Here is a 7,181-nt window from a genome sequence, read left to right on the forward strand (position 1 = left end):
CCAGAGCGTTTCGATACCGAAAAGCGCGAATGCCGAGTCGCGGGTGATCAGTGGCCAACGAGTTGTAACGCAGCTGGCCGCCGCGCGGGGCGTGCCATGGCGGCCGTAGCGCCGTTCACCCTGTGGGTGACGCGCCGAGGCCTTCTGAATCACAACAAGCACGGGCATTTGCCTGTATTCCGGAGCGGTCAACTGCTCTTTCTGGGATCAACCCTGTCCCCAGGCGTCGAGCTCAGCATCGGGCAGCGGCTCTAAGAAGGCATCATCCACGCGACCACTGAGTCCGCCGGGGCGGCGCGCAGGCGGAGTTTCGCCCAAGGGCATGAGCCTTGCGTAGGGCTTGCCTGCCTTGGCGACGATGATCTCCTCACCCTGATGCGCGCGCTCCAGCAGTCTGGAGAAGTGGGTCTTGGCCTCGTGGACGTTGACGATCTCGCTCATGGACGGCTCCAGCGGACTTAGTCCAGGCGAAAGTCTAGCCGCGCGGGCCGGATGCGGCAAAGAGGCGCGCGTCACAGCCACTTCGGCACCAGAATGAGCAGCCAGATCACCGCGGCGAAGAGAATGCTCGTGAATACCGCGGCGGACGCGATGTCCTTGGCCCGGGCCGAGAGCTCGTGGCGCTCGGAGCCGATCCGGTCCACATTCGCCTCGATGGCGGAGTTCAGCAGCTCGACGATGGGCACCAGCAGCAGGCTGCCGACCAGCATCGCCCGCTCCACTGGCGATTCTCCGAGCCAGACCCCCAAGGGCAGCAGCGGAATCAGCACCAGCAGCTCTTGGCGGAACGCCTCTTCTCCCTCGTAGCAGGCCTTGAGGCCCTTCATCGAATAGCCGAAGGCGTAGATGACGCGCTTCCAGCCGTGGACGTGACGGTGGGCCATCGTGCTGCTGCGGCCGGGGAATCGGCCCACCTAATCGTCAGCCAGCTCCAAGCGACGCTCCACCCGGTCCAAACGGCGGCGCAGCTCTTCGATATCCGAACGACCGCCGCAGACGGCTGTCGTCAAGGCACCGATCTGCGGGCCCATGCTGGCGAGCTGGACGTTTGTCGATGCCGCGTGGCGTTTCAGCTCCGCGATATCGGGACGGATTACCCGCAGCTGCTCGAGCACCAGGTTGTCGACGTCGTTGGCCATTGGATTCCCCCGCGGGCGGGTCAGTGGGCGCGTCCGCTCAATCCTCCGCCTGCGCCGGCTTCCAGGCCAGATCCAGCTGCCGGGCGGCGCGCACATCGTCCAGCCGGCGCACCGGCAGGCTGTAGGGGGCCTGCTTGAGGGTGTCCGGGTTCTCCTGTGCCTCGGCGCGGATCTTGGTCATGGCATCGACGAAGCCGTCCAGGGCCTCCTTGGGCTCGGTCTCCGTGGGCTCCACCAGCAGGCATTCGGGCACCAGCAGCGGGAAGTACGTTGTCGGTGCATGGAAGCCGTAGTCCAGCAGCCGCTTGGCGAAGTCCATGGCATTGGTGCCGTACTCCTTGGCCTCCTTTTTGAGTGTCACGATGAACTCGTGGCTGGCCCGACGCTCGGGGTAGGCGGCGGTGAAGCCGGCTTCCTTCAGGCGCGCCAGCAGATAATTGGCGTTCAGCGTGGCGTACTCCGAGACGCGGCGCATGCCCTCAGCGCCCAGCAGCCGGGCGTAGATGTAGGCCCGCAGCAGAATGCCCATGTTGCCGCCGAAGGCGGTCATGCGGCCGATGGACTCGGGGCGGTCCTGCTCAACCTGCCAGTGGTAGGCGTCGCCGTCCTTCACCACCAAGGGCACCGGCAGATAGGGCTCCAGGCGCTTGGACACGCCCACCGGGCCCGCACCCGGACCGCCGCCGCCGTGAGGCGTCGAGAAGGTCTTGTGCAGGTTCATGTGGATGACGTCGAAGCCCATGTCGCCGGGCCGGACTTTGCCCAGGATGGCGTTCAGGTTGGCGCCGTCGTAGTAGAGCAGGCCGCCGGCCTCATGCACCGTCTCGGCGATGGCCTGGATGTTGCGGTCGAACACGCCGACGGTGCTCGGGTTGGTGAGCATGATGCCCGCGGTGTGCGGGCCCACGGCGTCGCGCAGCGCGGCGATGTCCACGTCGCCGTTGCTGCCGGTGGGTATCTCGCGCACCGTAAAGCCTGCCATGATGGCGGACGCCGGGTTGGTGCCGTGGGCGGCGTCCGGCACCAGGATCTCGCGCCGATCGTGGTCGCCGCGGGCGTCGTGGTAGGCGCGGATCATCATCACCCCGGCCAGCTCCCCCTGGGCGCCGGCGGCGGGCGCCAGCGACACCGCGTGCATGCCGGTGACGATCTTCAGCATGTCCTGAAGCTCATGCAGGCAGGCCATGATGCCCTGACTGTGGCTCTCCGGCGCTGCAGGGTGGCGGGCGAGGAAGCCGGGCAGCGAGGCCAGGCTGTTGCAGGCCCGCGGGTTGTACTTCATCGTGCAGGAGCCGAGCGGATAGAAGTTCGTGTCGATGGCGAAGTTCTGCTGTGACAAGCGCGTGTAGTGACGTACCGCCTGCAGCTCCGAGACCTCCGGCAGCGCCGCGCGGGACTGACGGCGCAAGCCGGCCGGCAGGTCCGACACATCGGCCATCTCCAGCGGGGCTTGCGCAGTGGCCGGGCGGCCGGGACGGGATTGCTCTTGAATCAGCATGCGGGACTCCGTCAGGTTCTGAGAGGCGGGCGCGCTGTTCCGGTGGGTCTTAGCGGAACAGGGCTGAGGGCTGAGGGCGGGGCAGCGAGCGCGGCGCAGCGTTGGTCCTCAGCCCTTAGCCCGCAGCCCTCTCTTATCAAAGCGCCTTCAGCGCCGCGTCGTAATCAGGCTCTTCGCCGATCTCCGGCACCAGCTGCGTGTAGATGACTGTGCCGTCGGTATCCAGCACCACAATGGCACGCGCGGTGATACCGGCGAGCGGGCCGTCCTCGATGAGCACGCCGTAATCCTTGCCGAAGTTCCTTGAGCGCATCATCGACAGCGGGTGCACGTTATCGATGCCCTCCGTGGTGCAGAAGCGGCCCATCGCGAAAGGCAGATCTGCGGAGACCACCAGGCAGACGGCGTCGTTGCGGTCAGCGAAGGATTCGTTGAATTTTCGCGTAGATGTGGCACAGACCGGTGTGTCCAGGCTCGGCACGATGTTCAGCAGCACCTTCTTGCCGGCGAAGTCGGCCAAAGTCTTGTCGCCGAGATCCTTGTCGACCAGCTTGAAGTCCGGCGCCGGGCTGCCGACGGCAGGTAGCTCGCCGGCGAGGTTGACGGGGTTGCCTTGGAGTGCGGTTTGGGCCATGAGAAGAGCTCCGTTCAATAAGCGTATCGAGGTTCGAGTTTCGAGTATCGAGGGTCGCGTCAGGCTGTATTTCCTCGCCCCTCGCCCCTCGCCCCTCGTAACGCGTTTGCAAGCTTATCGCGGAAGATGATCATGTCTTCCTCCGTGCGCATCTCGGTGGCGCACACCAACAGCGCCGGGTCCAGCTCGGGGTACTCCGCGCCGAGGTCGAAGCCGCCGAGGATGTCGTGCGCCGCCAGGGCGCTGAGCACGTCTGCGGTGGGTGCTGGCAGCCGCAGCGCCTGCTCGTGGAACACGGGCCCGTCGAACAACGGCTCCACGCCCGGGATCTCGCACAGCAGTGCCGTCAGCCGGCGGGTGTTGGCGTGGCAGGCTGCCGCGACGCGCTCCAAGCCCTCGGCGCCGAGGATGGCCATGTGGATGGTGGCGGCAGTCACCAGCAGGCCCTGGTTGGTGCAGATGTTGGACGTCGCCTTGGAGCGGCGGATGTGCTGCTCCCGGGCCTGCAGCGTGAGCGTGTAGCCCACCTTGCCGTCGGCATCCAGCGTTTTGCCGGCGATGCGCCCCGGCAGCTGGCGCACGAAATCCTGCTTACAGGTGAGAAAACCGAGATACGGCCCGCCGGAGGCGAGCGGCATGCCGAGCGGCTGGCCTTCGCCACAGGCAATGTCCGCACCCGTCTCGCCCCAGTCCCCAGGCGGCGTCAGCAGCGCCAAGGCCACCGGGTTGACCACGCCGATGACCAGCATATTGCGCTGATGCGCCCAGTCGGTGACGGCATCCACATCCTCCAGCGCCCCAAAGAAATTGGGCTGCGGCAGCACCACCGCCGCGCATTCGCCGTCAGCGGCGGCGGCCTCCAATGCGGCCACCGGTGTCTTGCCGGTCTCGCGCTCGAAGTCGACCTCCACCAGCTCGATGCCCTGATTGCCCACCAGTCCCTTGCAGGTGCGGCGATAGGAGGGGTGCAGGTTGCGCGGCATCAGCACGCGCTTGCTCTTGGACTTGCGGTTGGCCCGCACCGCCATCAGCACCGCCTCCGCCAGCGCCGAGGCACCGTCGTAGAGGGAGGCATTGGAGACATCCATGCCGGTGAGCGCCGTCATCATGGACTGGAATTCGTAGAGCACCTGCAGCGTGCCCTGGCTCGCCTCCGCCTGATAGGGCGTGTAGGCGCTGTAGAACTCGCCGCGGGTGGTGATCTGCCAGACGGCTGCGGGGATGTGATGCTCGTAGGCGCCGGCGCCGATGAAGCAGAGCGGCTGCCCATCGGCGCGCGCGCGGCTCTGCATCAGCCGCGACACTTCCATCTCGGACAGGCCGGCGGGTATGCCGTCCAGGCCCTTGGCCCGCAGCTCCCGGGGGATTTCGTCGAACAGGTCGTCAATGCTGTCGGCGCCAATGACCGCGAGCATCTCGGCCACGTCGGACTCGGTGTGGGGAATGAACGGCATGATGTTCGAGTCGCTGTTTGGTCGTCGCTGTGGTGATCATCGCCCCCGCCGCCGACCCGCATCGGGCCAGCGGCAGGAAACGCCAGGGAACCGCCGGTTGATCGGCGTCTGCTTAGGGAAGCGCTGATTTATTGGCGCTTCCCGTGCGGGGCAGGACGCCCCGCCATTTTCGGCGACGTAAGTCGCTGAAAATGAAGGAGCCGGGAAACCGCGTTTTCCGGCTCCGTCTGATTTTTGGGCAGGAAGCCCAATAAATCAGCATCTCCTTAGCCCTCTTCGTCGACAACCTGCTGATAAGCGTCGGCGTCGAGCAGACCTTCGGCGGGGTTATCCCCCGCGAGCTTGAGCTGGAAGATCCAGCCCTCGCCATAGGGGTCTGAGTTGATGGTCTCCGGCGCGCCGTCGAGGGCTTCGTTGACGCTGACCACTTCGCCAGCCAGTGGTGCGTAGATATCGGACGCCGCTTTCACCGATTCAACCACGGCGCAAGCATCCTTGGCGGCGAAGGTCTTGCCCACCTCGGGTAGCTCCACAAACACCAGGTCGCCCAGGGCGTCCTGCGCATGGTCGGTGATGCCGACGGTGACGGTGCCGTCGCCGTTGTCGCGCACCCATTCGTGGCTCTCGGTGTACTTGAGGTCAGCGGGCATATCGCTCATGGCTTGCTCCCGGAAAGCTCCGTTGCTGGTGGATGTCGAGGGTAGAGGTTCGCGCCGGCCGGCGGGTCCGGACGCCGATGGGAAGACGATTCAGAGCGTGATCTTGGGCTGCCCGTTGCGCACGAATGGGGGCGTGCCCGCCCGGCCTCGGCCCGCCTGGCCGCGCGTATCCGCCCCCGTGGCCGGGGCGTCTGCTGCCGCCGGTGTCACCCGGGTGAGCGCGAGGGAGCGCTCGGGCGGCGGGGAGAGGCCGCCGGAGGTGATCTCGCCGGCGGGCGCGCCGTCGACCAGCACCGCCTGATGCGCCCGCAGCACGCCGCGGCCCTCCAGCAGCAGCCCGACAAAGCGCGGTGCGTCCGGTGCCTCGCGGCGCGCCTCAAGCGCCCTGCGGCCGATGAAATTGCGCTCGGCGGGCTGCCAAGCGACGGTCCAGCCGAGGCCGGCCGCCAGCGGGTCCGTGTCTTCGTCCATGTCTTGGCCGTAGAGGTTCATGCCGGCCTCCAGCCGCAGTGTGTCGCGGGCGCCGAGGCCGCAGGGCGCGGCGCCGGCGCCCACGAGACCCTGCCAAAGATCGCCGACATCGGCAGCGGGCAGGATGATCTCGAAGCCGTCCTCGCCCGTGTAGCCGGTTCGGCCCACGAGCCAGCCATCCCCCTCCGCTGCGTGGAAGGGCTTGAGTGCCATGGCCGCAGCGCGGATGGACGCAGGCAGCAGCGGCTCCGCCAGACTTCGGGCGCTCGGGCCTTGCACCGCGAGCATCGCGAGGTCGTCACGGCGGGTGACGGTCACGTCGAAGCCCGCGGTATGCCCCTGCATCCAGGCGAGGTCCTTGTCCGCCGTCGCGGCGTTCACCACCGGGCGATAGCGTTGCGGGCCGAGGTAGTAGCAAATCAGGTCGTCGACGACGCCGGCGCGCTCGTTCAGCATGCAGCTGTAGAGCGCGCGGCCTGGCCCGTCGCCTGATTGGACGAGCTTGTTGACGTCGTTGGCGAGCAGGGTCTGCAGATAGGGTGTCGCGGCCGGACCCGTGACGTCCACCGGCTGCATGTGCGAGACATCGAAGACGCCGGCGTTGCGTCGCACCGCATGGTGCTCATCGAGCTGCGAGCCATAGTGCAGCGGCATGTCCCAGCCGCCGAAGGGCACCATCTTGGCCCCGAGGGCGACATGGGCATCGTAGAGGGGTGTTCTGGAACCCATGCGGGCCTCCCGGGTCTTGCCGGCCCAGTGCCGGCGGTTGGACAAGCCGTGGCGCGCGGGTGCCTGCACCTGCGCGCCGCCCCTCTGTCCTGGACCTGAGAGTTTGCAGAGACCCGGGCTTTAGAGCCCAAGGTCCACTGCTGCCCCGTCGGTGGGCCGGCGGCGATGTCGCCTGCGCCGGCCGCTCTCCAGAGTCGGTGCGTGGTGCCGCGGTCCTTTTGCCTGAGCGATTCCGGGCGGTGTTGCGCCTTCGGCGCCGGCGATGTGCGGGCGATACTGCCTCGCGCTGCCGGTCTCTCCCGCGGCTCCGAAACCGAGCCCTGACTATAAACGCCGCGCCCGGCCATGCCAAGTGACGCGCTCGCCGTTATTCGTCGGGACTATGCGAACGCGGCCGCCCCTGTGGGAGCGGCATTCTTGCCGCGACTTCGGCTGGGCGGCTGCTGTCGCGGCCGGAGGCCGCTCCCACCGGGGCTGTCGCTTATACAAATCTCCGAGCCCCCGAGAACAAGGCGAAACCGCTATGCCGCCTTCTTCTGTAAAAAAAAAAACAAACTAAAGACACAACATGACAAATCTACGCACGAGCACGAGACA

8 protein-coding genes and 1 riboswitch are annotated in these 7,181 nt (G+C 67.0%); all 8 genes read right to left on the reverse strand.

Going from position 1 to position 7,181, the window contains the following annotated elements:
• Positions 1 to 207 precede the first annotated feature (207 nt).
• The 8 genes from I6U14_RS06080 to gcvT all read right to left on the reverse strand — a co-directional run bounded on the left by I6U14_RS06080 (position 208) and on the right by gcvT (position 6,584).
• Positions 208 to 441, reverse strand: a complete 234-nt coding sequence (locus tag I6U14_RS06080) for a type II toxin-antitoxin system Phd/YefM family antitoxin (protein ID WP_296897720.1) — start codon at positions 439 to 441, stop codon at positions 208 to 210.
• 71 nt (positions 442 to 512) lie between these two features.
• Positions 513 to 884, reverse strand: a complete 372-nt coding sequence (locus I6U14_RS06085) for a diacylglycerol kinase (protein WP_296897722.1) — start codon at positions 882 to 884, stop codon at positions 513 to 515.
• 30 nt (positions 885 to 914) lie between these two features.
• Positions 915 to 1,139, reverse strand: coding sequence for a hypothetical protein (locus tag I6U14_RS06090; RefSeq protein WP_296897725.1), 225 nt, complete (start codon positions 1,137 to 1,139; stop codon positions 915 to 917).
• A 37-nt stretch (positions 1,140 to 1,176) separates the two neighbouring features.
• Positions 1,177 to 2,652, reverse strand: coding sequence for an aminomethyl-transferring glycine dehydrogenase subunit GcvPB (gene gcvPB / locus I6U14_RS06095; RefSeq protein WP_296897733.1), 1,476 nt, complete (start codon positions 2,650 to 2,652; stop codon positions 1,177 to 1,179).
• Positions 2,653 to 2,773: 121 nt separating this feature from the next.
• Positions 2,774 to 3,271 carry a thiol peroxidase gene (tpx, locus tag I6U14_RS06100; RefSeq protein WP_296897727.1) on the reverse strand — a complete coding sequence of 166 codons (498 nt, stop codon included), beginning with the start codon at positions 3,269 to 3,271 and terminating at the stop codon, positions 2,774 to 2,776.
• 59 nt (positions 3,272 to 3,330) lie between these two features.
• Positions 3,331 to 4,725, reverse strand: coding sequence for an aminomethyl-transferring glycine dehydrogenase subunit GcvPA (gcvPA, locus tag I6U14_RS06105; protein WP_296897730.1), 1,395 nt, complete (start codon positions 4,723 to 4,725; stop codon positions 3,331 to 3,333).
• A 266-nt stretch (positions 4,726 to 4,991) separates the two neighbouring features.
• Entirely contained in the window at positions 4,992 to 5,384 is a 393-nt protein-coding gene (gene gcvH, locus I6U14_RS06110; protein WP_296897731.1) for a glycine cleavage system protein GcvH, read from the reverse strand.
• Between the two features lie 90 nt (positions 5,385 to 5,474).
• Positions 5,475 to 6,584 carry a glycine cleavage system aminomethyltransferase GcvT gene (gene gcvT, locus I6U14_RS06115; RefSeq protein ID WP_296897732.1) on the reverse strand — a complete coding sequence of 370 codons (1,110 nt, stop codon included), beginning with the start codon at positions 6,582 to 6,584 and terminating at the stop codon, positions 5,475 to 5,477.
• Positions 6,585 to 6,784: 200 nt separating this feature from the next.
• Positions 6,785 to 6,896, reverse strand: a riboswitch (glycine riboswitch).
• Positions 6,897 to 7,181: the final 285 nt, after the last annotated feature.

Origin of the sequence: Thiohalocapsa sp., from assembly GCF_019695415.1 — a bacterium.
Taxonomy (GTDB): domain Bacteria; phylum Pseudomonadota; class Gammaproteobacteria; order Chromatiales; family Chromatiaceae; genus Thiohalocapsa.